Origin of the sequence: Streptomyces sp. TLI_171 (genome assembly GCF_003610255.1) — a bacterium.
In the GTDB taxonomy this organism is placed as follows: Bacteria; Actinomycetota; Actinomycetes; order Streptomycetales; family Streptomycetaceae; genus Kitasatospora.
The window spans coordinates 3,473,888-3,499,319 of record NZ_RAPS01000001.1 but is presented as its reverse complement, the minus strand read 5'-3'; the positions used below and the strand labels follow the sequence as shown (position 1 = coordinate 3,499,319).

Here is a 25,432-nt window from a genome sequence, read left to right as displayed (position 1 = left end):
TTTCCGGTCAGGGCGCGACGGCCCGGTCCTGGCTGGGCGCCGCACGCAGCACGGTGCGCAGCCCCGGCGGCATGCCGGCGATCAGCCGGACCGCGCCGTGCGCCGCGTACAGGTACTCCGGCGGCACCGACCGCATCACGATCGCCCGGTCGCCGTCGCCGCGCAGGGCGACCGCGGCGACGTGCGACAGGCACAGCGGCAGGTTGCCGACCACCCAGCCGGCGGGGCGCGCCGCGAGGCCCGCCTCGCCGAGGTAGTCGGCGTCCGCGCCGCGGGCCAGCCCGGTGCCCAGCCCTTTCAGGTAGGCCTCCTTGCGCACCCAGAGCCGGCCGAACGCGGCCGGCTGCTCGGCGGGCGGCAGCGACTCCAGCTCGATCTGCTCCGCCGGGTGCAGCGAGGGCAGCACGGCCGCCACGGTCTGCGGCGACGGCAGCCGCTGCACGTCCGCGCCGACCCGGTCCTCGGAGACCACGACCAGCGCCAGCCCGTGGCTGTGCGACAGCGAGAACTGCGGCGCGCCCGGCACGCCGAGCACCCGCGGACGCCCCTGCCGGGCGCCGTTGCCGTCGTACCGCTCACCGCCCAGCCGCAGGTGCTCGGGGTCGATGCCGGTGTAGACGGCGAGCACCCGGCGCAGGCCGACGTGCGCGGCCAGGTACATCTGCCGGTCGTCGGTGCGCCGGTAGGACTCGGCGCGGTGCCGCTCGTACGCGTTGAGCTCGGTGGCGGGGATGTCCCTGGGGGAGTCCGGCGGCGGCAGCAGCCAGATGTCCAGCGGGGTCCGCGCCCCGTTCGGGGGATGAGTGGTTGTCAACGTCCGCCCTCCGTGTGGGCCTTGGCGTGGTGGAGGGTGGCGCGGCTGTTGGTGGAGAGGGCGTCGTGGACGTAGGTGCGGGCGTCGTGGAGGGTGGCGTGGGGTCCGAGGATGTCGGTGATGCGGTCGGTGTTGATGGTGACGGTGTGTTGGGAGGTGGCGGTGGTGGTGCCGTCGGGGGTGGGGGTGAAGGTCCAGCGGCCGGTGTGGAGGGCGAGGAGGGCGGGGAGGGTGACCTGCTTGTAGGCGATGCGTTGGCCGGGTGTGGTGACGCGGTGGGATTTGGTGGTGTGGGTGCTGCCGTCCTTGGCGCGGGTGTCCATCTCCAGGGTCTGGAGGTGGGGGGTGTCCTCGGTGAGGCGGACGGCGGCGACGTGCGGGAGGCGTTCGGCCCAGAGGTCGGCGCGGTCGATGAAGTCGTAGACCTCGTCGGGCTTGGCGGCGATCTCGACGGTGTCCTCGAAGGAGAAGGTGGCGGCCTCGGCGGCGTGCGCGAACTCCACGTTCCGCTTCAGACCCGCCAACTCGGAACGGCCGAACTCCTCCACCCGGGCGTGCAGCAGCGCCAGGTCCGCCTCGGTGGCGGCCTGGAACTCGTGCAGCAGCCGGACCCGGCTGCGTCCCGGGCCGAGCGGCTCGACCAGCCAGGCGCCGCCGAGCCCGGTGGCCGGCGGTTCGGCCGCCAGCTCCTGGAAGTTGATCCGGAGCGCGGCCGGCTCGACGATCCGGCGCAGCGGGCGCTCGCGCGGCGCGCCGTCGACCACGTCCCATATCCGCAGCCGCTGTTCGCCCGCGGGCGCGTCCTCGTGCTCGACGGCGACGACCGACGGGAAGATCCGCGGCCACTCGGACACCTCGGCCAGCAGGCGGTGGACGGTGTCCGCCGGAACGTCGATCTCGATCTCGTGCGCGGTGTGGCGCACCTCGGTGATCTGCACAGTCACAGTGGGTCCTTCTCGGTAGGGGTTCGGGCGCGGCACCGGGCGGTGATGCGCCGAAAGGCCGCTGCCTGGAGGGGGGACCAGGCAGCGGCCGGTTCAGGGGACGGCGGGCCGACCCGCCGACCGGGTCACACCCCGGCGGCGCGGGTGTGGACCACCCGGTAGGTGTTCTGGTCGGTCCAGGTGGCCAGCTCGGCGACCCGGGCGTCGACCTTCTGACGCTCCGGGGACTTCGCCGCGTCGGCCTGGTCGCGGTGGGCGCGGAACGCCTCCTCGCTGTCCCACTGCGCGTACTGGACGACGAACTTGCCCTCCAGGCCACGGGCCCGCAGGCCGCGCAGCACGGTGTGGGTGCGGTAGCCGGGCACCGAGGACAGCCACTCCTGGCCCTCGCCGAGCAGCTCGAGCAGCTCCTCCTGGTCGGCCTCCTCGACGCCGATCAGGTCGACCACGGTGTAGTCGTCGCGGTCCGGGGAGATCTCGGTGAGACCGTCGGTGGAGTCCTTCTGCTGGGTGAAGACGATCTCGTTCTGCAGCAGCCGGATCGAGGTGGTGATCTCACCGAACAGCGGCAGGGTGCGGTGCTTGAACTCCTCGCCCTGGTAACGGGTCTCCAGGTCCTCGGTGCTGCGCCACTGGATGAAGTTGCAGGTACCGAACTTGTCCTGGCCCGAGTGCACGGTGCTGGAGATCCAGCCCTCGTACGCGGCGGCGTCCACGATCTCGCGCATCGCGGCGAGCAGCTTCTCCTGCTTCTCCGGGGCGTCGGTCGCGAATACGTTCAGGACGGTGAGGTGCTGGCCATCGGCGGAGATCTTCGGCATTCTCTCATCACTTTCGTCGACGGAACGGCGGTCGAATGAAAGTCTGACAAGTCCGCGGGCCGGTCGGAAAGGCTCGGCTTTTCAGGACTGGCGGTGTATTTGCCAAGGTCGGGGCGGTCGTGTCACGGATTCGCCCGCGCTCTGTCAGGAATATGAAAAGCGGCTGTCTCGCGCGGGCGGTCGCGGTGCATCCTCGGAGAATGCAGCCTCCATGGGAAGAAGAATCCGAGATACGCGCTCTGCTGGACCGGTACCTCATCGGTCTGGACGACGACAAGATCGACGACGACTGGATGCGCGCGCTGTTCACCGAGGACGCCCGGGTGGCGTTCCCGATCAGCGGCCACCGCGGCCTGGACGGGCTGGTCGCCTGGCACCGGGCCTCGCTCGACAAGTTCGCCTCCCACCAGCACCTCGGCTCCTCCGCGGTGCTGGAGCGGACCGGGGACGGCCGGGCGGTGCTGCGCGCCAACGTGATCGCCAGCCACGTCCACCACCCCGGCACCGGGGGCGACCCGATGTTCCAGGCCGGCACCCTGGCCACCGCGGTGGCCGTTCGCACCGGCGCCGGCTGGCGGCTGGCCGACCTGGAGTTCAAGGTGCTGTGGACCCGCGGCCGACCCGCCGGGGGCCCGTCGTGATGCTCGCCTCCGCGGCCGGCCCGGCCGAGCTGCGGCTGGCCACGATGCTCGCCGACATCGGCGTGGTGCTGCTGGTCGGCGCCGTGTTCGGGCGGCTGGTGCAGAAGGTCCGCCAGCCCGTGGTGGTCGGCGAGATCCTGGCCGGCATCGCGCTCGGCCCGAGCCTGCTCGGGCTGTTCCCCGGCGACCTCACCCACAAGCTGTTCCCGACCGACGTCCGGCCGCTGCTGTCGGCGGTCTCCCAGGTCGGCCTGGTGCTGTTCATGTTCCTGGTCGGCTGGGAGTTCGAGAAGCGCCTGATCAAGCCGCACGCCGGGCTGGCGCTCGGGGTGTCGCTGCTGTCCATCGCGCTGGCCTTCGGCCTCGGCGCCGGCCTGGCGGTGTTCCTCTACCCGGAGCACATGACGGTCGCGGGCCGGACCATCCCGTTCTCCGCCTTCGCCACCTTCCTGGGCACCGCGATGTCCATCACCGCGTTCCCGGTGCTGGCCCGGATCATCAGCGAGAACCGGCTGATGGGCACCCGGGTCGGTTCGCTGTCGCTGGGCGCCGCCGCCGTCGACGACCTGCTCGCCTGGTGCCTGCTGGCCTGGGTGTCGGCGCTGGTCAGCTCGAACGGCGACTACCGCGACCTGCTGCGGATCGGCGCGCTCAGCCTGGTCTACCTGGCCGCCATGCTGCTGGTGGTGCGGCCCGCGGCGGCCTGGCTGATGTGGCGGCTCGCCGCGGCGGAGCGCTGGTCGCTGCTGCTGGCGGTGCTCTGCGCGGGCGCGATGGTGTCGGCCTGGGTGACCACCTGGATCGGCATCCACGCCATCTTCGGCGCGTTCCTGTTCGGCTTCGTGATGCCCCGGGAGCCCGCCCGGGTGCTGATCGAGCACACCCGCCGCCCGCTGGAGAACGTCAGCGTGGTGCTGCTGCCGGTGTTCTTCATCATCACCGGTCTCGGCGTCGACCTCGGCGCGCTGACCTCCGGCGACTGGGTCGCGCTGGTCGCGATCATCGCGGTGGCGTGCGTCGGCAAGCTGGCGGGCGCGCTGCTGCCGGCCCGGCTGGCCGGCTTCAACTGGCGGGAGTCCTTCGACCTCGGGCTGCTGATGAACACCCGCGGCCTGACCGAGCTGATCATCCTGAACGCGGCCGTCAGCCTGGGCGTCCTGGACGGCCGGATGTTCACCATGCTGGTGATCATGGCGCTGGTCACCACCGCGATGGCCGGGCCGCTGCTGTCCCGCCGCCTCGCGGCCGAGGAGCCCGTCCCCGCCGGCGCACCCGTCCGGGCCGCCGACACCGAGCGATCCGAACCCCTCGCGGACGTCATCGAGCCGCGGGTCTGACCTGGAGGTCCGTCGTGATCCATGAGACGCAACTCGACATCCCGCGCCCGGCGATCGACGGCGCGGCGCTGCGCCAGGTGTGCGGGCACTTCGCCACCGGAGTCACCGTGATCACCGCGGGCGACGACGAGGGCGCGGCCGGCACCACGGTGAACTCCTTCACCTCGGTCTCGCTGGAGCCGCCGCTGGTGCTGATCTGCCTGCACGAGAACTCCCGGCTGCTGCCGGTGGTCCAGCGCTCCCAGGGCTTCACGGTGAACTTCCTGACGCACCAGCAGGAGCGCCTGGCCTGGGCGTTCGCGGGCAAGCAGACCGCCCGGCTGGACGAGGTGGCGCACCACCGCGCCCCGTCCGGGCAGCCGGTGCTCAGCGGGGCGCTGGCCCACCTGGAGTGCCGGCTGGCCGCCGAGTACGACGGCGGGGACCACTCGATACTGCTCGGCGAGGTGGTCGGCCTGGGCAGTTCCGAGGAGCAGGAGGCCCCGCTGATCTTCTTCCAGGGTGCGATGCACGGCCTCGCCGCGACCGGGAGCTGACGTGCGGTCAGGCGTCGGCCCCGTCGAACGCGGTGCGGGCCCGCTCCACCTCCACCAGGTGTTCCGAGGACCAGTCGGTGAGTGCGGCGAACAGCGGGGCCAGGCTGCGGCCGAGCTCGCTGATCTCGTACTCGACCCGCGGCGGGACCTCGGGGTAGTAGGTGCGCACCACCAGGCCGTCGCGCTCCAGTTGGCGCAGGCGCTGGGTGAGCACCTTCGCAGTGATGGCGCCGATGTTGCGGTGCAGCTCGACGAAGCGCTGCCGGCCGAACTGGTTCAGCGTCCACAGGATCGGCGTCGTCCAGCGGCTGAACACGATGTCCAGCACCGGGGTGATCGGGCAGGCCTGCACGCCGCCGCCCTTCGCGCCGTGCGGCGTCATGGTTTCTCCCTGCATCGCGGTCCCACACCCTCTCGGTAGTCACTTTCCTCTAGGTACCTACTTTACCAAGGGTGCTAGCTTTCCAACAGCTAGCGACCCGCTCCATCCCCAGACCCCGCCCTACGCGTCTCCCAAGGAGTGAGATGTCCGTGCAAGAGACCCTGCGGACCTCGGCCGCCCCCGCGGCCGGACCGGCTCGCCGCCCCGGCCTGATCCTGGCGTTCCTGTGCCTGGCAGGCTTCATGACCTTCCTCGACGTCTCGATCGTCAACGTCGCCCTGCCGACCATCGAGGACGAGCTCCACATCTCCCAGACCACCCTCGAGTACGTGGTCACCACCTACGGCATGGTGCTCGGCGGCTTCCTGCTGCTGTCGGGCCGGCTCGCCGACACTTTCGGCCGTCGCCGCATGCTGCAGACCGGACTGGTCCTGTTCGCGCTGTCCTCGCTGGTCGCCGGTATCGGCCAGAACGCCTGGATGCTGATCGCCTCGCGCGGCGCCCAGGGCCTCGGCGCCGCGTTCATCGCCACCTCCGCGCTCTCCCTGCTCACCGTCAACTTTGAGGAGGGCGCCGAGCGCAACAAGGCGCTCGGCGCGTGGGGCGCGCTCTCCGGTCTCGCGGCCGTGGTCGGCGTGACCCTCGGCGGCATCCTCACCGACGGCCCCGGCTGGCGCTGGGTGTTCTTCATCAACGTTCCGATCGGCCTGATCGGCGCCCTGCTCGCCCCCAAGGTGATCGCCGAGAGCAAGTCCGCCGAGCGCACCCGCTCCTTCGACCTGGCCGGCGCCGTCTCGCTCACCGCCGCGCTGATCCTGCTGATCTTCACCCTGGGCCAGACCGTCTCCGACGGCGACCTGCCCTACGGCCGGATCTACGGCGGCTTCGCCCTGGTGGCCCTGCTGCTGATCGCCTTCGTGGTCATCGAGCGCCGCGCCGCGAACCCGCTGATCCCGTTCTCGATCTTCCGCCGCAAGTCGCTGCGGGCCGCGAACGTGATCGCGATCCTGCTGCTCGGCACCTGCGTCACCCTGTTCTTCTTCGCCTCGCTCTTCCTGCAGCAGGTCCTGGACTACTCCGCCATGCGCACCGGTTTCGCCTACGTGCCGCTCGCCCTGCTCACCGCGGTCGGCGCCGGCGTGGCCTCCCAGGTGGTCACCAAGGTCGCCGCCAAGCCGGTCCTGATGGTCGGTCTGGCGCTGGCCACCGCGGGCATGCTGATGCTGTGGCGGGCCCCGGTGGACGCCTCCTACCTGACCGACATCCTGCCCGCCTTCGCCCTGATGGGCCTGGGCCTCGGCGCCTCCTTCGTCCCGGTGCAGGTCTCGGCCTTCGCCGGCAGCGAGGAGAAGGAGTCCGGCCTGGCCGCCGGTCTGATCAACACCGCCCAGGAGGTCGGTGGCGCCCTCGGCCTCGCGGTCGCCGCCACCTGGGCCTTCCGCCGGGTCGCCGAGCTCACCGAGAAGGCGCACGGCGTGCCGGAGCTGGTCAACCAGGCCCGCACCGACGTCTTCCACGACGCCTTCCTGGTCGGCGGGGTGTTCGCCGCGGTCGCCTTCCTGGTCACCGCGGTCCTGCTGCCCTTCACCAAGGCCACCGGCGAGCCGCCGGTGCCGCGCGGCTGACGGGAGGCCGGCGACATGCCCACCCAGCTCCGGCTCTCCCCGTCGGCGGAGCACTTCCTCGCCGAGAACCACCTGTGCACCTTCACCACGGTGCGCCCCAACGGCACCCCGCACGTGGCGCCGGTCCGCTTCACCTGGGACCCCGTCACCTGTACCGCCCGGGTCATGACGGTGGAGGACCGCCGCAAGGCCCGGAACGTGATCGCCGGCGGACCGGCCGCCCCCGTGTCGGTCTGCCAGCTGGCCGGCCCCCGGTGGATCACCCTGGAGGGGACCGCCGAGGTCCACACCGACCCGGCCCGGGTGCTGGAGGGCATGCGCCGCTACGCCAACCGCTACGGGGCGCTGCCGCCCCGGGTGCCGCGGATGGCGGTGATCGAGATCGCCGTCACCAAGGCGATGGGCCTGTACTGATCGAACAGCGCACCGCGAGGAGGACGCCGGAATTCCGGCGTCCTCCTCACTGCGTTGGGGCCGCCGTGACGAACTTGTCAGAGTCCTGTATCGGCGGCTATTCAGTCTCGCCGGGCCCCTCGGAATACTGGGAGAAACACCAGTCGGAGGGGAAATAATGGAACCGCTCGACGCCGATGTCATCATTTCCGGCGCTGGTCCGTCGGGATTGATGCTGGCAGGCGAACTGCGTCTGCAGGGAATTTCGGTCATCGTCCTGGACAAGCTGACCGAGCCGATGCTCCAGTCGCGCGCGCTGGGATTCTCCGCGCGCACCATCGAGGAATTCGGCCAGCGCGGCCTGCTCCAGGAGTTCGGTGAGCTGGAGACCATTCCGTTCGGCCACTTCGGCGGCCTGCCGATCGACTACCGGATCGTCGAGGGCGGCAACTTCGGCGTCCGCGGCGTTCCGCAGTCCCGCACCGAGGCGATCATCCACAAGTGGGCGGTCGGCCTGGGCGCCGAGCTGCGCCGGGGCCACGAACTGACCGGGCTCACGCAGGACGAGGACGGCGTGACCGTCGAGGTGGCCGGCCCGCAGGGCCCGCTGACCCTGCGCGCCAAGTACCTGGTGGGCTGCGACGGCGCCCGCTCCACCGTCCGCAAGCAGGCCGGCATCGACTTCCCCGGCGCGTCCGCGACCATCGAGATGAAGATGGCGGACGTCGCGGGCGTGCAGCTGAAGCTGCGTCCGACCGGCGAGGTCGGCGAGGCCGGCATGGTCGTGGTGCTGCCGCTCGGCCCGCAGGCCACCCGCGTGGTGGTGTACGAGCGCGGCGCCGGGGTGCGCGCCACCCAGGAGCCGCCGACCTTCACCGAGGTCGCCGAGGCGTTCCAGCGGGTCACCGGCGAGGACATCAGCGGCGCGAAGCCGCTGTGGACCAGCTACTTCACCGACGCCTCCCGGCACGCCGAGAGCTACCGCAGCGGCCGGGTGTTCCTGGCCGGCGACGCCGCGCACATCCACCTGCCGATCGGCGCGCAGGGCATCAGCGCCGCCGTCGGCGACGTGGTCAACCTGGGCTGGAAGCTGGCCGCGGAGCTGAAGGGCCACGCCCCCGAGGGCCTGCTGGACACCTACCACTCCGAGCGGCACCTGGTCGGTTCGCGGATCGTCTGGAACACCCTGGTGCAGCGCACCCTGTACCTCGGCGGCCCGGAGGCCGACCCGCTGCGCGGCCTGTTCGCCGAACTGGTCGAGCTCGAGGACGTCCGCACCCACCTGGTCGGCATGGTCACCGGCCTGGACATCGACTACGGCTCCGCCGAGGGCGACGACCCGCTGATCGGCCGCCGCCTCCCGGACGCCGCGCTGACCGTGGACGGCACCGCCACCAGCCGCTACGAGCTGCTGCACGCCGGCCGCCCGCTGCTGCTCGACCTGACCGGCGGCGCCGAGCTGAAGGCCGCGGCCGAGCCGTGGGCCGACCGGGTCGACGTGGTCGCCGCGAGCGCCGCCGAGGAGCGCGCCGCCCGCACCCTGCTGGTCCGCCCCGACGGCTACGTGGCCTGGGCGGCGGCCGAGGACGGCTCGACGGCCGGCCTGGCCGAGGCCCTCACCAAGTGGTTCGGCGAGCCCCGCCGTGCCGGCTGACCCGACCGCGACCGACCGCGGGGGCACCCGCCCGCGCCCGCCCCGAACCCGACGAAGGAGCGTCATGCCGACCGATACCGAAGCAGCGAAGAAGCCGGCCCCCGAGGCCGCCGGAGAGCCCATCCAGTGCGACGTCGCGATCCTCGGCTCCGGCCTGGCCGGGTCCGTGATGGGCGCGATCCTGGCCCGCCAGGGCGTCAAGGTGACGCTGATCGACGCGGGCCAGCACCCGCGGTTCGCGGTCGGCGAGTCGCAGAACCCGCAACTCGTCGAGTGGCTGCACATCCTGGCGACGCGTTACGACGTCCCCGAGATCAAGCACATGCTCGACATCAAGGCGATCACCGAGAACATCGGCCCGCACCACGGCCGCAAGCAGTCCTTCGGCTTCGTCCGGCACACCCCGAACCGGGAGCCGGACCCGCGCGAGGCGACCATGTTCGTGATCCCGAAGATGCTCACCGAGGCGATCCACCTCTACCGGCAGGACACCGACTCGTACTACCTGAGCGTCGCCGCCAAGTACGGCTGCGAGCTGCGGCAGAACTGGTGGGCGGTCGACGTCGACGTGGACGACGACGGGGTGACCATCACCGGCAAGAACGGCGAGGTGTTCCGCGCCAAGTACCTGATCGACGCGAGCGGCTTCCGCTCGCCGCTGGCGCAGAAGTTCGACCTGCGGGACAACCCGCCGCGGCACAAGCACCACGCCCGCTCGCTGTTCACGCACTACATCGGCATCAAGCCGTACGACGACGTGTGCAACTACCCGCAGGCGCTGCGCCCGCCGGAGGAGTCGCCGTTCCACGGCGGCACGCTGCACCACCTGATCGAGCGCGGCTGGTTCTGGATCATCCCGTTCGACAACTACCAGGACTCCCGCAACCCGCTGTGCAGCGTCGGCCTGACCTTCGACGAGCGGCTGTACCCGAAGCCGACCGACCTGACGCCGGAGCAGGAGTTCAACAAGTACCTGGACCTGTACCCGGCGGTGAAGCGCCAGTTCGAGGGTGCGCGCCGGGTCCGCGAGTGGGTCTCCACCGACCGCATCCAGTACTCCTCCAAGCGCACCATCGGCGCCCGCTGGTGCCTGATGTCGCACGCCGCGGGCTTCATCGACCCGCTGTACTCGCGCGGCCTGTCCAACACCTTCGAGGTGGTGGACGCCCTCGCCTGGCGGGTCCTGGACGCGCTGCGCGAGGACGACTTCACCGAGGAGCGCTTCGCCTACGTGGAGAAGCTGGAGCAGGGCCTGTTGGACTACAACGACAAGATCGTCAACAGCTCCTACATCGCCTTCTCGCACTTCCGGCTCTGGAACGCGGTGTTCCGGGTCTGGGCCTGCTTCACCACCCCGGCCACCATGCGCCAGATCATGGCCCGGCAGAACTTCGAGTTCGACGGCGACGACCGGCACTTCAAGGAGATGGAGAACGCCCCGTACACCGGGCTGTGGTGGCCGGACAGCCACGCGTTCAAGCACCTGATCGACCTCACCGCCGAGACCTGCGAGCGCTACGAGGCCGGCGAGATCGACGGCGACACCGCCGCCGACCTCGTCTTCCAGGGCATCCGCGACTGCGAGTCGGTCAACACGCCGTTCGGCTGGAAGGACGACGAGAGCCACCGGTTCTACCGGGCCACCACCCCCACGATGATGAAGTTCATGTGGTGGGCGAGCACCTCCGGTCCCAAGGAGATGCGCGACCTGGGCCGGTCCTTCCTCAAGGGCGTCGTCCGGCAGGGCCTGCGCGGCCGCAAGGTCTCCTGATTTTCCGTCACCTCCTGTCCACTCTCGTCACTTTGGGATCCACGTGATATCTCGCAGGTCTCTGCTCGGGGCCGGTGCGGCCGCTGCGGTCGGTGCGGTCGCCGCACCGGCCGTCGCGGTCACCGCCGCCGCCGACACCACCGACGCCTCGTCCTGGTACGTCCCGTGGGGCAGCCTGTCCTCACACCTGTCCGGCACCCTGGTCCGGCCCGGCGACGCCGCCTACCCGGTCGCCAAGCAGCTGGAGCTCGGCCAGTTCGACACCATCAGCCCGCGCGGCATCGCGTACTGCGCCAACAGCGCCGACGTCGCCACGGCGCTGACCTTCGCACAGGACAACTGCCTGCCCACCGCGGTCCGTTCGGGCGGCCACTCGTTCGCCGGCTTCTCCACCGGCCCCGGCCTGGTCATCGACGTCTCGCGGATGAACGCGGTGACCGTCAACGGCGGCGGCGCCACCGCGGACATCGGCCCCGGCGCGATGAACGTGCAGATCCTGGACGCGCTCTCGCCGTACGGCCTGGTGGTCAGCGAGGGCGGCTGCCCGACCGTCTCGGCCGGCGGCTTCATCCAGGGCGGCGGCTACGGCTTCCTGACCCGCCCCACCGGCATGGCCTGCGACGCGCTGGTCTCCGCCGAGGTGGTGCTGGCCAACGGCAGCGTGGTCACCGCCTCGGCGACCTCCAACCCCAACCTGTACTGGGCGCTGCGCGGCGGTGGCGGCGGCAACTTCGGCATCGTCACCAAGTACACGGTCACCCCGCACGTGGGCGACCAGATGGCGATCACCAACCTGATCTTCCCGTACGACCGGGCCGCGGACGTGCTGCACGGCGTCAACCAGTGGCTGGTCAACGCGCCCCGGACGATCGGCGGCGGCGGCTACCTGGTGCAGCCGGACGCCGCGCCCGGCACCGTGCCGAACCTGAACGTGATGCTGGCCTCCCGCGGGACCCCGGCCGAACTCGCCACCGAGGCGGCCCGGCTGCTCGCGCTGACCGGCCCGGCGGTGGCCCGCCAGGACGCGGTGCTGACGTACCGCCAGCTGATGATGATGATCTTCGGCTGCTCCACCCTGACGGTCGACCAGTGCCAGCGCCCCAACAAGTCGGCCACCGGCACCCTGGGCCGGCCCGCGTTCGGCCTGGAGCGCACCCGGCTCGGCGCCACCCCGTACAGCGCCTCCGGCTGGGCGAGCGTGCTCTCCGCGTTCGACGCCAACCGGTACGCCGGGCAGTCCCGTTACCTGGACTTCCACTTCTTCGGCGGGGCGGTGGGCGACCTCGGTCGCACCGACACCGCGTACGTGCACCGGGACGCGCTGTTCTCGGTGAACTACCGGGTGCTGATCAACGACCCGACCAAGGACAACGCCGCCAACCGGGCGGCCGGTCAGAGCTGGATCGACAACGGGTTCAACACCATCAACCCGATGTCCAACGGCGAGACGTACCAGAACTGGATGGACGCCCAGCTCACCGACTGGCGGCAGTCCTACTACGCCGAGAACTACGCCCGACTGCTGTCGGTCAAGGCGCAGTACGACCCGTACCGGTACTTCCGCTTCGCCCAGGCCGTCGGCGCCTGATCCGGACGCGGAGGAGGGCCGCCGGACTCGCGTCCGACGGCCCTCCGGGGCAGTGGGGAAGTGACGGCGGATCAGGGACGGCGGCCGTACCAGCCGACCAGGCGGTCGATGGCGGGGGCGTCGTCCGGCACCGGGACGACCGGGCCGAACGGCACCTGGCCACCGCGCGGCTCGGCGGGCACGGCGCGCTTCATGTTCGCCAGCGGGGCGGCCAGCGCCTCGGCCGGCCAGTCCACCTGCTGGCCGGTCGCGGTGGCGATGTCCCAGGCGTGCAGCACCAGTTCGTTGGTCCAGATCACCGAGGCGACCGCGCCGGGAACCGGGCCCCAGGGCAGTCCGATGGTCCGGCCCAGCACCGACGGGTCGCCCCAGACCTTCTTGAAGTCCGCGTCGGCGGACTCCCAGGCGGCGGCCCACTCGCCGTCCGCCACGTCGACGGCGAAGTGCGGCACCAGCATGAACGAGCCGCCGGCGCCCATCACGGCGATCCGGCGCAGCACCGAGACGACGTGGTTGGCCAGGTCGCGGACGCTGTACTCCGGGCAGGGGGTGGTCAGGTCGTACTGGTCGGCGCGCAGGTCGGCGAGGACCTTGCCGAGCACGTCGGCGGCGGCGAAGAAGCCGGGCCGGGGGTCGGCCACGGCCGGGGCGGGGGAGTTCGCGGTGTCAGTCATGCCCTCAGCATCCCCACGCCCGCGCGGGGGTTAAGAGAACTTTGCAGAACCCTGTAGAAAAACCGTACCGAGTTGTCTGATTCGGCGTGTCGGAGGAGAGTAGGTTTCCTCTAGGTACCTACTATCTTCATGATGCTAGCGTCGGAGACCAGGGCGGAAACGTCCTCGACCAGCCCTTTGAACTGAGGAGCATTGCCATGATCGTTGTCACCGGAGCCACCGGGAACGTCGGCCGTTCGCTGGTCCGGCTGCTCGCCGAAGCCGGCCAGAAGGTCACGGCGGTGTCCCGCCGCGAACAGCCCGACGGCTTCCCCGACGGCGTGGTCCACGTCGTCGCCGACCTCGCCGACTTCACCAGCCTGAAGCCCGCCCTGGACGGCGCCGACGCCCTGTTCGTCCTGCTGGCCGGCGAGCTCAACGGCCCCGGCGCGCCCGCCACCGACCTGATGGACCTGGCCCGCGACGCCGGCGTCAAGCGCGTCGTGCTGCTCTCCTCCCAGATCAACGGCACCCGCCCCGACGCCCCCTCGCACTTCCGCCTCCGCGAGTTCGAACTCGCCCTGCGCGTCAGCGGCCTGGAGTACACCGTGCTGCGAGCCGGCGGCTTCGCCTCCAACGCCTACGCCTGGGCCGAGTCGGTCCGCGGGCAGCGCACCGTCTTCGCGCCCTTCGCGGACGTCGCCCTCCCCGTGGTCCACCCCGCCGACCTGGCCGCGGTCGCCGCCGCCGCGCTCGTCGAGGACGGCCACCAGAGCCGGATCTACACCCTCACCGGCCCCGCGGCCGTCAGCCCCCGCGAGCAGGCCGCGGCGCTCGCCGAGGCGATCGGCGAGGAGATCACCTTCGTCGAACTCAGCCGCGAGCAGGCCCGCGAGCACCTCTCGCAGTTCATGCCCGAAGCCGTCATCGACGGCACCCTGGACATCCTCGGCTCGCCGCTCGCCGAGGAGCAGCTGGTCAGCCCCGACGTCGAGAAGGTGCTGGGCCGCCCGGCCCTGCCCTTCTCGGCCTGGGCCGCCGACGCCCGCCCCGCCTTCCAGTAACCCTCCGACCCCCCGGGGGCCCGCTGCCTCGACCCCGGGGAGCCGGCCGGAGGGGATCCGCCATCCCGGGGCGGATCCCCTCCGGCCCGTCGCTCAGGCCCGGCCCTGCCGCCGCCCCCGCCGTCCTGGGGCCGCCGGCAGGGCCGTCCGCTACTTCCCGCCCCGCGCCAGGTGGTCGGCCCAGGTGCCCGTCCCGACGGCGCGGTCCGGAGCGGTCAGGTACCCGTGGCGCAGCGCGCTGCCGATCCGGCCGGGCAGGTGGACGGGCAGCACGCGCTTGCGGCTGCCGTGCGCACGCAGCCAGCTCGCCGCCAGCGCCGTCGCCTCGTGGACCTCCGGCCCGGCGAAGTCCGCGGCCCGCCCCACCGGTTCGCCCGCGGCGAGTTCCACCAGCCGGGCCGCGACCTCCGACGCCCGGACCGGCTGCACCGGCGTCCGGGACACCATCGGCAGCACGGGCAGCCGGGCGAGCCCGCCGAGCATCCCGTCCAGCAGCTGCGGGAACTGGGTGGCCCGCAGGTTGCTCCAGCCCAGCCCCGAGTCGGCGAGCAGCTCCTCGGTCGCCAGCTTGACCCGGTAGTACGGCAGCGGGATCCGGTCGATGCCGACGATCGAGATGTTGACGAGGTGCCGGACGCCGGCCCGCCGGGCCGCGTCCAGCAGGTGCCGGAACGCGGGCAGGTCGTTCTTCGGCCGCCGCGGGTCGCTCGCGCAGTGGATCACTGCGTCGACCCCGGCGAACGCCGCGTCCAGGCCGGCGCCGGCGGTCAGGTCGCCGGTCCGCCAGTCGACGCCGGCCGCGCCGTCGGCCGCCGGCGGAGTGCTGCGCCGGGTCAGCGCCCGGACGGGGCGGCCGGCGGCCTGCCGCAGCACCTCGCCGCCGAGGACGCCGGTCGCACCGGTCACCAGCAGGATTCGATCGTTCATCACGGGGTTCCCTCCAGGAGGCGAAGTGGTCTCGCCGGAAGGAACCGGGCAGTCACCCGTTCTGTGACAGCGCCCGCCGCCCGGCCGCGAAGTGGGCGAGCTTCTCGGGGTTGCGCAGGATCCGGATCCCGGTGACCCCCTCCCCGCCGGTCTCCACCACGGCGAACGAGGTCAGCTCCTCGCCCTCCCAGCAGAGCAGCGCCGCACCGCCGTTGGCCTCGGCCACCTCGAACCGGACGCCCGCGGTGAACCGCTCGAACAGGCCGGCCAGGAACCGGGACGCGTTGGTCCGCCCGGCGACCGGCCGCAGCGCGGCCCGGACCTTGCCGCCGCCGTCCGACCAGACCACCACGTGCTCGGCGAGCAGGGCCTCCAGCCGCTCCAGCGAACCCTCCGCCGCGGCGTCCAGGAACCGGCCCAGTAGCTCCGCGTTCTGCGCCGGATCGGCGGCGCCGTGCGGGGCCTCGTCCGCCAGGTGCTTGTGCCCGCGGTGGTACAGCTGCCGGGCGGCGGCCTCCGAGCAGTCCAGCACCGCGGCGATCTCCCGGTGGCTGTACGCGAAGGCGTCCCGCAGCACCACGGCGGCCCGCTCCGGCGGGGACAGCCGCTCCATCAGCGTCAGCACGGCGAACGACACCGCCTCGCGCTGCTCCGCCCGCTCCATCGGCCCGAGCGCCCCGCCCGCGGTGGCGACCGGCTCGGGCAGCCACGTCCCCGGGTACTCCTCCCGCCGGACCCGCGCCGACCCCAGGCGGTTCAGGCACAGGTTGGTGACCACCTTCGTCAGCCACGCCCCGGGCGACACCACCTGGCCGTCCTGCGCGCCGTGCCAGCGCAGGTACGCGTCCTGCACCACGTCCTCCGCCTCGGCCGCCGACCCCAGCATCCGGTAGGCCAGCGAGAACATCCGCCGCCGGTGGCTCTCGAACTCCCGCACCCCGTCCATGCCTCCACGCTAGCGGCGGAGCCCGCACTGACGGCCCGTGACATCTGTCATGCCGAGCCGGTGACCGGCCGCTCTGGGCCGGACCCCGGCCCGGCGGGCACAGTGGTGATCACCGCCGGGGAGAGCCGGACCGGACGCCAGGACACACAACGGGGGACGAGACCATGAGCGCCATCACCTACCAGCCCGCCACCGCCACCGCCACCGCCCCGGCCCCGGCCGCGGCCGGGGCCGCGCAGACGCCCACCGCGGCGTCGATGCGCCTGCCGGTCTGGTTCTTCGGCTTCGAGGGCGTGCTGGCCGGCGCCTTCGACCTGCTGCGCGCCTTCCCCGCCGCCTGGCCCGCCCTGCTCGCACTGGCCGCCCTCAACATCACCGTCTCGCTCACCCTGCTGCGCAGCCGCCTGAAGCTCGCCAAGCTGCTCTGGCGCGGCAAGGGCACCCGCAAGGTCGCCTTCGCCCTGGTCGGCCTCCGCCTCGGTAGCCACCTGCTGCTGGGCGTCCTCGGCCTGGCCGTCGCCTCCGCGCTCGGCCACCTGCTGTTCGCCCTGCTGATGTCCGCCGTCACCGTCGCGCTGCTCGCCTACGTCCAGCGCACCGCGCTGGCCGCCCTGGTCGCCGCGGGCAAGGCCACCGCCTGATGCGGCGGGTCAGCCCGCGGGGTGCAGGCCGATCCAGTCGGCGAGGCCGCGCTCGCCCGCCGCGGTGAGGTGGACCACCCGGGGACTGACACCGTGTCGGATCCACCCGAGGTCGAGCAGCCGGGCGGTGACCGCGGCCCCGGCCGCGCCGGCCAGGTGGTGCTGCCGCTCGCTCCAGTCGACGCAGTACCGGACCAGCGGGCGGCGCGGCGGCAGGCCCGCCAGGTCGATGCCGAGGCGGTGCAGGGCGGCGCGGCCGCGCTCGGTGAGCCGGTAGTCGTGGTCGCGGCCGTACCCGGCGTCCCGGTCGCGGACGGCGGCGGCCGGCCGGTGGGAGCCGTCGTGGCCGGTGAGCAGGCCGCGGGCCAGCAGGGCGCCCATCAGGGCGACGCCGAGCCGCCCGGCCAGGTGGTCGTAGCAGGTGCGGGAGCGGCGCAGCGCATTGGTGGTGCCGCTGTCGCGCAGCGAGGTGATCGGCAGCGGCGGGGCGATCAGCGCGAGCGCCTCCAGCGCGTGGGTGACCTCCGGGCCGGTCAGCCGGTAGAAGCGGTGGCGTCCCGAGGTGTGGGCGGTGACCAGCCCGGCGTCGACCAGCCGGGTCAGGTGGGCGCTGGCGGTCGGCGCGCCGACGCCCGCCTCGGCGGCCAGGACGGCGCCGGACAGCGCGCGGCCGTCGCTGAGCGCCTTCAGCATCCGGGCCCGCGACGGGTCCGCGAGCAGCGCGGCGGCCCGGGCCACGTCGGGCTGGCCGGGGGAAACGGGGGAGTCGGGCATGCGCCCCAGCCTAGGCCGGGCACAGTTCGCCGGACGGCGAAGTGTTCCGCCCGGAGACTCTCCCCATGCCTCTCCTCGACCGCTCACCCGCTTTCGCCGCCGCCCTCGCCCCGGGCCGGGCCGCCGGCCGCCGGCTGCCCCTGCTGCCGCTGGTCGCGCTGAGCCTGGCCCACTTCCTGGTGATGCTCGACGTCACCGTGGTCAACGTCGCGCTCCCGGGCGTGCGGTCCTCGCTCGGCGTCGGCCCGGCCGGGCTGCAGTGGATCGTGGACGGCTACAGCACCGTGTTCGCGGGCCTGTTGCTGTTCGGCGGCGGGCTCGGCGACCGGTTCGGGCACCGGCGGCTCTACCTGGCGGGCCTGGCGGTGTTCGCCGCGGCCTCGGCCGGCTGCGCGGCGGCCCCGACCGGGGCGGTGCTGATCGCGGCCCGGCTGGTCCAGGGCGCGGGGGCGGCGCTGCTGGTGCCCGCCTCCTTCGCACTGCTGCGCGCGGCGTACCCGGACCCGGCCCTGCGGGTCCGGGCGGTCGGCGGCTGGGGACTGGTCTCGGCGGTGGCGTTCGGGGCGGGCCCGGCGGTGGGCGGCCTGCTGGTGACCGGCCTGGACTGGCGCTGGGTGTTCTGGGTGAACCTGCCGGTCGCCGCGGCGGCCGCCCTGCTGACGCTCCGCCACCTCCGACCGTCCCGGCGGATGGACGAAGGCGCCCGGCGGTCCGACCCGGCGGGCCAACTGTCGGGCGCGGTCGGGCTGGTGGCCCTGGTCGGCGGAGTCAACCAGGCGGGCGCCTCCGGGTGGGGCGCCCCGGTGGTGACGGCGCTGCTCGGGCTCGGCGCGGCGGCGCTGACGGCCTTCGCGCTGGTGGAGCGCCGCCTGGAGCGCGCACGGCGGACCCGCCCCGGCGGGCGGGCGCCGCTGCTGCCGCCCGCGCTGCTCCGGGACGGCCGGCTGGCCGCCGCCAACGCCGTGGGACTGCTGATCAGCCTCGGCTACTACGGGATGCTGTTCCTGGTCACGCTGCACCTCCAACAGGAGCGCCACTACGGCGCGTTGGGCGCTGGGCTGGCCCTGCTGCCCTCGGTCGGCATGGGGCTGCTGGCGGCGCCGCTGTCCAGCCGGCTGTCCGCCCGGCTCGGGCCGTACCGGACGATGGCCGGTGCGCTGCTGCTGGGGTCGGTCGGCTTCCTCGGCTGGCTGGCGGTGGAGCCGCAGACTCCGTACGCCGTCCTGCTGTTCGCGCTGGTGACGACCGGCCTGGCGACCCCGCTGACGGTGGTGGCCGGCACCGTCGCACTGCTGGAGGCCGCTCCGGCCGGGGCGGCGGGCACCGTCTCGGCGCTCTTCAACGTCTCCCGCCAGAGCGGCAGCGCCCTCGGGGTCGCCCTGTTCGGCGCCCTGACCGGCGCCCTCGGCCCCGTCCCCGGCCTGCACGCCGCCGCGCTGGTCGCCTCCGCCGCCTTCCTGCTCGGCGCGGCCCTCGCCGCGGCCGCCGCCCGCCGCGGGCCTCACCAAGCGTGACCGACTGTCAGCCGCCGTCGCTTCCGCCGTTCCCCAGCCGGTCCTGCAGCTGGCGCAGCCGGGCGTCGAGATCGGTGTGCGGGGTCGGCGGCGGGGGAGCCGCGGCCGGCCCGGGCGTCCGTGTCGACGGCTGGGCCGAGAAGGGCGGAGACCCGACGGGCGGATGCGGCCGGGGCCGGGCGGCCGATCCCGACGTGCGGCGGCGCTGCTGCTCCTGAAGTACGACGGCAGCCAGGTCGGGGCCGAAGCCCAGGCCGACGGCGTAGTCGTCGGCGCGCCGCTCCGCCCGGCGCTTGAGCAGGGTGACGAAGAGCGGGGCCAGCGCGGCGGGCAGGAACAGCCACCACAGCCCTTCCACGTACAGCACGTCGATCAGGACGAACGGAGTCGTCAGCACCAGGCAGCCGCCGCAGCCCACACCCGCCGGGTTGCGGGAGGCGAGCAGCGCGGACGCGAGCCGGAACGTGAGCCGTGCGAGGGTGCGTGCGGGCAGGCTGTACCAGTCGGCGAGCAGCCCGGCCCAGGTGTGGCCGCCGACATGGTGACCCAGTTCGTGCGCGAGTACGGCAGCGAGTTGGGCGTTCGACAGGCGGTCGAGCGAGTGCCGGGTCACCCCGACGATGTGCCCGGCGGTGGCTGTGGCGTTCAGCTCCGCCCGGTCCTGCACCCACAGGCGGTAGGTCCCAGGCCGAACGCCGGCCCGCCGGGTGACCTGCTCCCACACCACGGCCAACCGCTCCGCCTCCGCGGGCTCTGGCAGGCGCATACCGAGCCGCCGGGCGATCAGGCCCTCCACGGACGGCCGGAAGACGAGCAGCCCGGAGCCCAGCCACCCGAGCCCGGCAAGCACCCCCACCGGCGGGTCGACCATCGAGCCCGCCAGGGCGACCACGACCAGACTGATGAACGCGGCGGGCAGCGTGGCGACCAGTTGGGCGACTGCGGCTCCGTCGACCCCGCGCTGGCGTGCCCTCAGGTGGAAGCGACCCGACTGGAGTTCGAGGTCGTCGAGCGCCGCGGAGATCGGCGGGTGGGTCGGCGGCGGAGGGATCGGCGCGACTGGCAAGAGAGGCACGGGAGGCACCACGAGGTTCGCGGGTACGTCCGCCGAGCGGGCCGGTTCCTCGCCCGGATACGCGGGCGACGTACCGGGGTAGGGCGGCTCATCGGCGGAGTGGCTGGGCTCCTCACCGGGGTGGGACCGCTCTTCGCCAGGGTAGGTCGGCTCCTCTCCGCGGTAGCTCGGCTCCTCGCCGGGGTAGGACGGCTCGTTCCCGGGGTAACTCGGTGCCTCGCCAGGGTAGTTCGGCTCCTCGCCGGGGTAAGCCGGCTCCCCGTCCGGGTACGCGGGGGCCGGGGCGTCGGGGGGCGGGGCGGCGTCGTGGGCCATAGTGCAGGGATCTCCTCGGACAGGTCCGGTGCGGGCGGCTCAGCCGGCGATGAGTGAACTGGGCAGCAGGACGAGGGAGGTGGCGAACAGCGTGATCCCGGCTCTGAGCCACCAGTACTTGCCGACCACGATCCTGCTGATGTCCACCAGGGAGGCGAGGACCGCGCCGTAGGGGTCCAGGTCGGTCGCCCTGAGCGCCTCCTCCAGCGCGTCCGGCCCGGCGTCGGCCGCGGCCCGGATGTCGGCGAAGTGGGTGAGCGGCATCCCGGGCCGCCACGCGCGGGAGCGGTACCTGGGCAGTACCGCGGCGAGCACGGCGCCGAGCGAGGCCAGGAAGCAGAGGATGCCGGCCCACCAGAGCAAGCGGCCGGGGGTTGTCAGTGTCCCGGAGCGCCAGTCGTGGGAGGTGAGGACGCCGATCAGTGCCGCGGCGGCCATGCCCTGGGCGCCCACCAGCACGGAGCCCTTGGTGTCGCTTCGGACGGATTCCTGCCGGAGGTCCGTCAGCAGGCGCTCGGCGCTGCCGAGTTCGGCGCCGGGCCGGCGATGCCCGGGCGGCTCGACGGCGGTCACGGTGTGGTCGAATCGTTGGGGATCCGGTAGCCGAACACGGCGGCCTCGTCCGCCCGCTGCGATTGCGGAGGCACCTGTGCTGCCGCCGGCGCGTCCGCGGGGTCGGCGGGCGGTTGCGGGGGCACCGGTCCGTTCCGGCCGTGACCGCTCGGGGGTAGGGCGGTCTCGTCGAGGTGACGGTTCCCGCCGCCCGGTGCCAGTTTCGCGGTCAGCACCTCCCTGATCACCCCGGCGGCGAGTCGGCGAGGCTCGTCGAGCTGGTGCTCCTCCAGGCCGCCGGGTCCGCCGCCGAGTGCCTGCAGAGCCACGTCCAACTGGTTCTGGATGGTCCGGAGTTGGTCCTGGCGGAGGTTCTCCATCACGAGCTGGGCGTCCTCGGGGTGGCGGGCCAGGTGGAAGGCCATGGCTGCCGGGCCGCCGCGTTCGAGCCAGTACGAGTAGTACTCGATCTTCTTGATCTCCACCTCCTGGAGCTCCAATTCCTGCCGACTGCGGGCGAGTTGACGAGAGTGGGCGAGGTCCTGCTGCTGCAGTTCGATTCGGTGGACGTACTGGTCGGCGGCGAGAGCGCGCTGGGCCTCCAGATCGGCGGCCTGCATCCGCAAGGCGTGCTCGGGCTCCAGCCGGAGACGGGCGAACTCGATGTCCCGGAGCTCCTTGGCGTGCTGTTGGGTCGCCTCGTCCTGGCGGATCTGAATGCCGCACCGCACCTGCAAACCGGCGGCCGCGCCGAGCGGCCCGACACTGTCGAGGGCGACCTGGGCGGCCTTCTCCGCGGCGGCGCTCTCCAGCATCGGGTACTGGCGTAGCACCGGGCGGACGGCATCGTCGACTAGCCGCCGGACCAGCGCGGGGACGTCGCGTTCGCCGCCGGCCACGAACGCGGCCGGGCGCTCCACCCGCCAACTGGACTCCAGTGCAACCTCGAACAGGAACGCGTCGTTGTCGCTCGGCAGCGCGAGGACGGTGGACGCGTCGTGCACGCCCATGTCCACCTCGTAGACACTGGTCCAGCCGCGGGTGGCGAGTTCGGTCCGGCTCGGCCGGTGCGGCGGCAGGTAGGTGTCGAGTCCGCCCTGGGCGGTGGTGAACACCAGGGCGTAGTCGATGCGGGTGCTGCGCAGCGGACGGAACCGCGACAGCTCCTGGATGGTGACGACCGGGTCGGTGAGTCGGGTGCTCCGGTCGGCGTGCTGCTGCCACTGCGGTGGCTGGTGCATGGCGGTGTCTCCTCGGGTGGTGCCGGTCAGGCGGACTGCGGCGCGCGGTGCGGGAGCAGGGCGGACTGCAGGCGGTCGGCGGCGGTCGGTGCGCTGTCGGTCCTGCGAAGGTTCTGCAGCAGGTAGGAGAGTCGTTTGGCGTCCTCGGCCGAGACGACCAGCATCGGCAGCAGTTCGGCAAGGGCCCGCTCGGCGTCGGGGTCCGGCTCGGCGGCCGTGACCCACTGGCGCAGCGCGTTCAGGCCGGCGGCGGAGGACATCGGATCGTTGAGCACGGTCCGCCACAGTGCGGCCAGGCTCTGCCGGAGCAGGGCGCCCGGGGTGCCGGGGGCGCCGTCCGCCCGCGCGAACAGGTCGAGCAGCAGTGGGCGTCCGGTGTCCGGGGTGCCGTCAGTCGGGCCGCAGGCGTGCACGACGGTCCGCAGGACGAAGGAGCGGAGGACGCCGGTTCGGGCGAGCGGCAGTAGGTCGCTCCACAGTGCGGCGGCGCCCGCGACGGAGTCGGAGTCGGAGTCGCCGAGCGCGGCGTGCTGGCCGGCGGCGAGGAGCACCGTGGCTGTGGACTGGGCGATCTCGTCGAGTTCGTCGGCCCAGCTCGACGGTGGGTCGGTCCGGCGGCCGAGGGCCCGGACCGCATCGACCAGTGCGGCGAGCGCCTGCTCCGGGAAGGAGTCCCCGACGAGTGCGTAGCCGCGGATCGCGGTCCAGCGGAGCTTGTGGTCGTCGGCGGTGCACCAGGTGTGGAGGATGCGGGCGATGTGCGGGGTGCCCAACTGCTGTGCGAGCGCCAGGGTGTTGGCGGCCGCCAGGCGGGCGCGGAAACGCCGGTCCGCGGCCCAGGGCTGGATCAGCAGGGCCATGGTCGAGGCCAGGTCGGTCTGGGCGAGGACCGCGGTCGCGGAGGCCGCTCGGTTGCGGACCAGCGGACGCGGGTCCAGCGCCAGGCGGCGCAGCCAGCCGACCACCGCGGGGCGGGCGGAGGGATGGCCGTTCCACGCCTCGCGCAGCAGGGCGACGGCGGTCAGCCGGTCGCGGAACTGGATTTTGGTTTGGAGGACCGGGCCCCATTCGGTCTCCTCGGATTCCTGGTACCGCTCGGCCCGGGCCAGTTCGATGCGCCGGGCGCTGGAGGTGCCGAACACCGGGATTCCGGCCGGGCGATGCGGGTTCTCGATCTTCTGGAGCAGCGTGAAGAGCGCGTCGCCGAGTTCGGCTGCCAGGGGGTAGGGGGCGTCGTCGAAGGCGGCGAGCGAGATCAGGAAGGCTTGGTCGTGGATCGAGCACTGCTCGCCGTCGAACCAGGAACGCACCTGCTGTTCGGCCGCGTGGTGCCCCAGGCCGGCGAGCTGTTCGATCTCCAGTCCGCCGTGCGAGTGGTTCACCACCTGGTCGGCGAACCATGCCAACTCCGCGATCGGGCGCGGGTGTTGAATCATCGCTTGGACGGGCGGCAGGGCGAGCAGCCGGTCGGCCTCCGGCTCGGAGAGCTGCCGGTGGATCAGCCGGGCGCGCAGGAACGAGGCCGGCGCCGGTGGCTGCCAGGGCACGGGCGGGAATCCGCCGTGGACGACCGCGTGCGGACCCACCACGATGACCAGGTGTCCGTCGTCGGAGCGCAGGCGCTCGCTGAGCGAGCGCAAATGGTGTTCGCGCAGCGGCCGTTCGGCTCCGGCGGAGTAGTCGGAGAGGAGGTGGCCCCACCCGGCGCGGAGTTCACCGGCGAGCCGACCCGCCGGCAGGCTCGGGTCGAGGGCGCGGTACTTGGTGGTGCCGACGGCGCGGAGCAGCATCAAGGCCGCCGTCCGGCGGCCGGATTCCGCCGAACCGGACAGCACGACCACCCGGTGCTCGGTGAGCTGGGCCAGCGCGGTGTCGAAGGCGTCCGGTTCGGGGATCCCGGACGACGGTTGCGCGCGCTCCCCGTCCGGTGCCCCGGGGCGGACGAACTGGGCGGCCAGCTGCTCTATCTCGGCCGCCGGAATCTCGCCGGACCGCTCCTCGGTGTCCTCGCCGAAGCGGTACTCGATCTTGCTGCCGCCCAGGATGACGTCCCCGAAGACCTGCCCGCCGCTGACGCCGTGCTGGTCGCCGCCCACCATCGAGCCACCGAGCCTGGCCCGTCCGCCGAGGAAGAAGCCGGGGGTGTGCCGCAGCAGGTCCCGGCGGGAGTCCCAGGCCTGCTCGGATCCGGGGTCGGGCTCGGCCTCCTGGCCGTCCGCAGCCGGATCGGACTGATCTGCGCTTCGGCCGACGGCCGCTGACGCGTCGTCGGGCCGGCCGTCGGCGTCCTGCTCGGTGCTCACCGCGTCGCGCCTTCGCCGGTCCCGGCGCGGTGCTCGTGATCGCGGTCGAGCTGTCCGCCCAGGACGACATCGCCGGACACCTGCCCGCCGCTGACCCCGTGCTGGTCGCCACCGACGACGGATCCGTGTACCACGGGCGCTCCGTGGAAGTGGAACACCGCGCCGGAGGCGGGTGCCTGGGCTGCCGGTGCGGGCCTGGTGTCCCCGGCCGCGGACACCGCGGGGCCCGGAGCGGCTGGGTCGGGTGGGGCGACGGCCGGTCCGTTGCCAATGTGCAGCCAGGCGCTCAGCGCCCCGTCCTTCACCGTGACGTGGACGGAAGCGAAGGACTCGGGCCGGATGCCGCGGTGCCCGTGCCTGACCACGCCCTGGTAGATCGGGTCGCTGATGGCCAGTACGCAGGTCTCTCCGGCCCGTTCGGCGAGCGCCGTGCGGAGCGCGTCGGCGTCGAGCAGCCGGCACGCCTCATTGAGGTCGTGGCCCACCAGTCCGCCGGTGGTGCCGGCCAGCTGATCGTGCGCGACCTCGCCGGACGCGAGGACCATCCGGAGTCGGAGTTGGGCACTGCTCGACGCCAACCGGTTCTGCTCGTGCAGCAGTTCGGGTGTGAGGGTGAGTAGCGCGCGCAGCACCTCGGTCTTCGGCACGTCCCCGCTGAGCAGCACGATCACCCCGTCGCCGCGGTCCTCGCGATACTGCTGGGACGGCTCGGCGCCCGCCGCGAGCAGGGTCCGGTCGACGACCGTGTGCAGGCCGCGCCGGAGCACCGCCTGTACGACGTCGTCACGCCGACCGAACCGTTCGATGTCCAGCAGGAGAATGGTCCTGTTGAGGGGCTCGCGCATGGCTGCCTTCCGTCGGAGTGCCAGGCCGGTGCGGCCCGTTCGAGCACCACGAAGATCCCAGCGGACCGGTCGCCAG

Annotated in this window: 24 protein-coding genes; 11 read left to right on the top strand and 13 right to left on the bottom strand. The window is 72.9% G+C overall.

Translation table 11 applies throughout. The features are described 5' to 3' along the window. Positions 1-7 precede the first annotated feature (7 nt). The 3 genes from BX266_RS15980 to BX266_RS15970 all read right to left on the bottom strand — a co-directional run bounded on the left by BX266_RS15980 (position 8) and on the right by BX266_RS15970 (position 2,579). Positions 8-814, bottom strand: coding sequence for a 4'-phosphopantetheinyl transferase superfamily protein (locus BX266_RS15980; RefSeq protein WP_099900468.1), 807 nt, complete (start codon positions 812-814; stop codon positions 8-10). Continuing rightward, positions 811-1,758, bottom strand: a complete 948-nt coding sequence (locus tag BX266_RS15975) for an aromatase/cyclase (RefSeq protein ID WP_259464717.1) — start codon at positions 1,756-1,758, stop codon at positions 811-813. Before BX266_RS15975 ends, BX266_RS15980 begins: the two co-directional genes overlap by 4 nt. A 125-nt stretch (positions 1,759-1,883) precedes the next feature. Then, positions 1,884-2,579, bottom strand: a complete 696-nt coding sequence (locus BX266_RS15970; protein ID WP_099900464.1) for an antibiotic biosynthesis monooxygenase — start codon at positions 2,577-2,579, stop codon at positions 1,884-1,886. A gap of 200 nt (positions 2,580-2,779) precedes the next feature. Between BX266_RS15970 and BX266_RS15965 the strand changes: the two genes are divergently transcribed. From BX266_RS15965 to BX266_RS15955, 3 genes are read left to right on the top strand one after another with little or no spacing between them, the layout of a single operon-like run. Next, entirely contained in the window at positions 2,780-3,220 is a 441-nt protein-coding gene (locus BX266_RS15965) for a nuclear transport factor 2 family protein (protein ID WP_099900462.1), read from the top strand. Further along, the gene (locus tag BX266_RS15960) at positions 3,220-4,557 is read left to right on the top strand and encodes a cation:proton antiporter (protein ID WP_099907922.1); all 1,338 of its coding nucleotides are present in this window, start codon (positions 3,220-3,222) and stop codon (positions 4,555-4,557) included. Before BX266_RS15965 ends, BX266_RS15960 begins: the two co-directional genes overlap by 1 nt. 14 nt (positions 4,558-4,571) lie before the next feature. Beyond that, a complete protein-coding gene (locus BX266_RS15955; protein ID WP_310794783.1) occupies positions 4,572-5,093 on the top strand; it encodes a flavin reductase family protein in 522 nt (173 codons plus the stop codon). A gap of 7 nt (positions 5,094-5,100) precedes the next feature. Here the strand turns inward: BX266_RS15955 and BX266_RS15950 are convergent, their stop codons facing one another. Then, positions 5,101-5,475 (bottom strand): helix-turn-helix domain-containing protein, encoded by a 375-nt coding sequence (locus BX266_RS15950; RefSeq protein ID WP_259464716.1) that lies wholly within the window; start codon positions 5,473-5,475, stop codon positions 5,101-5,103. A gap of 143 nt (positions 5,476-5,618) precedes the next feature. Between BX266_RS15950 and BX266_RS15945 the strand changes: the two genes are divergently transcribed. The 5 genes from BX266_RS15945 (at position 5,619) to BX266_RS15925 (ending at position 12,506) form a co-directional block, all read left to right on the top strand. Beyond that, entirely contained in the window at positions 5,619-7,100 is a 1,482-nt protein-coding gene (locus BX266_RS15945; RefSeq protein WP_099900458.1) for an MFS transporter, read from the top strand. 15 nt (positions 7,101-7,115) lie between these two features. Further along, on the top strand, positions 7,116-7,514 hold the full coding sequence (locus tag BX266_RS15940; RefSeq protein WP_099900456.1) for a pyridoxamine 5'-phosphate oxidase family protein: 399 nt from the start codon (positions 7,116-7,118) through the stop codon (positions 7,512-7,514). A gap of 157 nt (positions 7,515-7,671) precedes the next feature. Continuing rightward, positions 7,672-9,147: an FAD-dependent monooxygenase gene (locus BX266_RS15935; protein ID WP_099900454.1), complete on the top strand. Its 1,476-nt coding sequence runs from the start codon at positions 7,672-7,674 to the stop codon at positions 9,145-9,147. Between the two features lie 64 nt (positions 9,148-9,211). Further along, the gene (locus BX266_RS15930; RefSeq protein WP_099900452.1) at positions 9,212-10,918 is read left to right on the top strand and encodes an NAD(P)/FAD-dependent oxidoreductase; all 1,707 of its coding nucleotides are present in this window, start codon (positions 9,212-9,214) and stop codon (positions 10,916-10,918) included. Positions 10,919-10,961: 43 nt separating this feature from the next. After that, on the top strand, positions 10,962-12,506 hold the full coding sequence (locus BX266_RS15925; RefSeq protein WP_099900450.1) for an FAD-dependent oxidoreductase: 1,545 nt from the start codon (positions 10,962-10,964) through the stop codon (positions 12,504-12,506). Positions 12,507-12,577: 71 nt separating this feature from the next. Here BX266_RS15925 and BX266_RS15920 read toward each other — a convergent pair whose 3' ends face one another. Further along, positions 12,578-13,180 carry a TIGR03086 family metal-binding protein gene (locus tag BX266_RS15920; protein ID WP_099900448.1) on the bottom strand — a complete coding sequence of 201 codons (603 nt, stop codon included), beginning with the start codon at positions 13,178-13,180 and terminating at the stop codon, positions 12,578-12,580. A 197-nt stretch (positions 13,181-13,377) separates the two neighbouring features. Here BX266_RS15920 and BX266_RS15915 point away from each other — a divergent pair, with 197 nt between their 5' ends. Next, positions 13,378-14,223 carry an NAD(P)H-binding protein gene (locus BX266_RS15915; RefSeq protein ID WP_099900446.1) on the top strand — a complete coding sequence of 282 codons (846 nt, stop codon included), beginning with the start codon at positions 13,378-13,380 and terminating at the stop codon, positions 14,221-14,223. 150 nt (positions 14,224-14,373) lie between these two features. Here BX266_RS15915 and BX266_RS15910 read toward each other — a convergent pair whose 3' ends face one another. After that, the gene (locus tag BX266_RS15910; RefSeq protein WP_099900444.1) at positions 14,374-15,150 is read right to left on the bottom strand and encodes an SDR family oxidoreductase; all 777 of its coding nucleotides are present in this window, start codon (positions 15,148-15,150) and stop codon (positions 14,374-14,376) included. A 52-nt stretch (positions 15,151-15,202) separates the two neighbouring features. Beyond that, complete coding sequence (locus BX266_RS15905) at positions 15,203-16,096, bottom strand: RNA polymerase sigma-70 factor (RefSeq protein WP_099900442.1); 894 nt, start codon at positions 16,094-16,096, stop codon at positions 15,203-15,205. A gap of 164 nt (positions 16,097-16,260) precedes the next feature. On the opposite strand from BX266_RS15905, the gene BX266_RS15900 reads away from it, so the two are divergent. Next, complete coding sequence (locus tag BX266_RS15900; RefSeq protein ID WP_099900440.1) at positions 16,261-16,737, top strand: hypothetical protein; 477 nt, start codon at positions 16,261-16,263, stop codon at positions 16,735-16,737. A gap of 9 nt (positions 16,738-16,746) precedes the next feature. Here the strand turns inward: BX266_RS15900 and BX266_RS15895 are convergent, their stop codons facing one another. Beyond that, positions 16,747-17,511: a helix-turn-helix transcriptional regulator gene (locus tag BX266_RS15895; RefSeq protein ID WP_099900438.1), complete on the bottom strand. Its 765-nt coding sequence runs from the start codon at positions 17,509-17,511 to the stop codon at positions 16,747-16,749. A 65-nt stretch (positions 17,512-17,576) separates the two neighbouring features. On the opposite strand from BX266_RS15895, the gene BX266_RS15890 reads away from it, so the two are divergent. Then, a complete protein-coding gene (locus tag BX266_RS15890; protein WP_099900436.1) occupies positions 17,577-19,025 on the top strand; it encodes an MFS transporter in 1,449 nt (482 codons plus the stop codon). A gap of 7 nt (positions 19,026-19,032) precedes the next feature. Here BX266_RS15890 and BX266_RS15885 read toward each other — a convergent pair whose 3' ends face one another. The 5 genes from BX266_RS15885 to BX266_RS15865 all read right to left on the bottom strand — a co-directional run bounded on the left by BX266_RS15885 (position 19,033) and on the right by BX266_RS15865 (position 25,356). After that, complete coding sequence (locus tag BX266_RS15885) at positions 19,033-20,100, bottom strand: M48 family metalloprotease (RefSeq protein WP_180290503.1); 1,068 nt, start codon at positions 20,098-20,100, stop codon at positions 19,033-19,035. Between the two features lie 354 nt (positions 20,101-20,454). Beyond that, positions 20,455-20,988: a Pycsar system effector family protein gene (locus BX266_RS15880; protein WP_099900432.1), complete on the bottom strand. Its 534-nt coding sequence runs from the start codon at positions 20,986-20,988 to the stop codon at positions 20,455-20,457. Beyond that, on the bottom strand, positions 20,985-22,208 hold the full coding sequence (locus tag BX266_RS15875; protein WP_099900430.1) for a PE-PGRS family protein: 1,224 nt from the start codon (positions 22,206-22,208) through the stop codon (positions 20,985-20,987). Before BX266_RS15875 ends, BX266_RS15880 begins: the two co-directional genes overlap by 4 nt. Before the next feature lie 26 nt (positions 22,209-22,234). Continuing rightward, positions 22,235-24,511, bottom strand: coding sequence for a hypothetical protein (locus BX266_RS15870; RefSeq protein ID WP_099900428.1), 2,277 nt, complete (start codon positions 24,509-24,511; stop codon positions 22,235-22,237). Then, positions 24,508-25,356 carry a hypothetical protein gene (locus BX266_RS15865; RefSeq protein WP_099900426.1) on the bottom strand — a complete coding sequence of 283 codons (849 nt, stop codon included), beginning with the start codon at positions 25,354-25,356 and terminating at the stop codon, positions 24,508-24,510. The genes BX266_RS15870 and BX266_RS15865 overlap by 4 nt, the downstream gene beginning before the upstream one ends. Between the last annotated feature and the right edge of the window lie 76 nt (positions 25,357-25,432).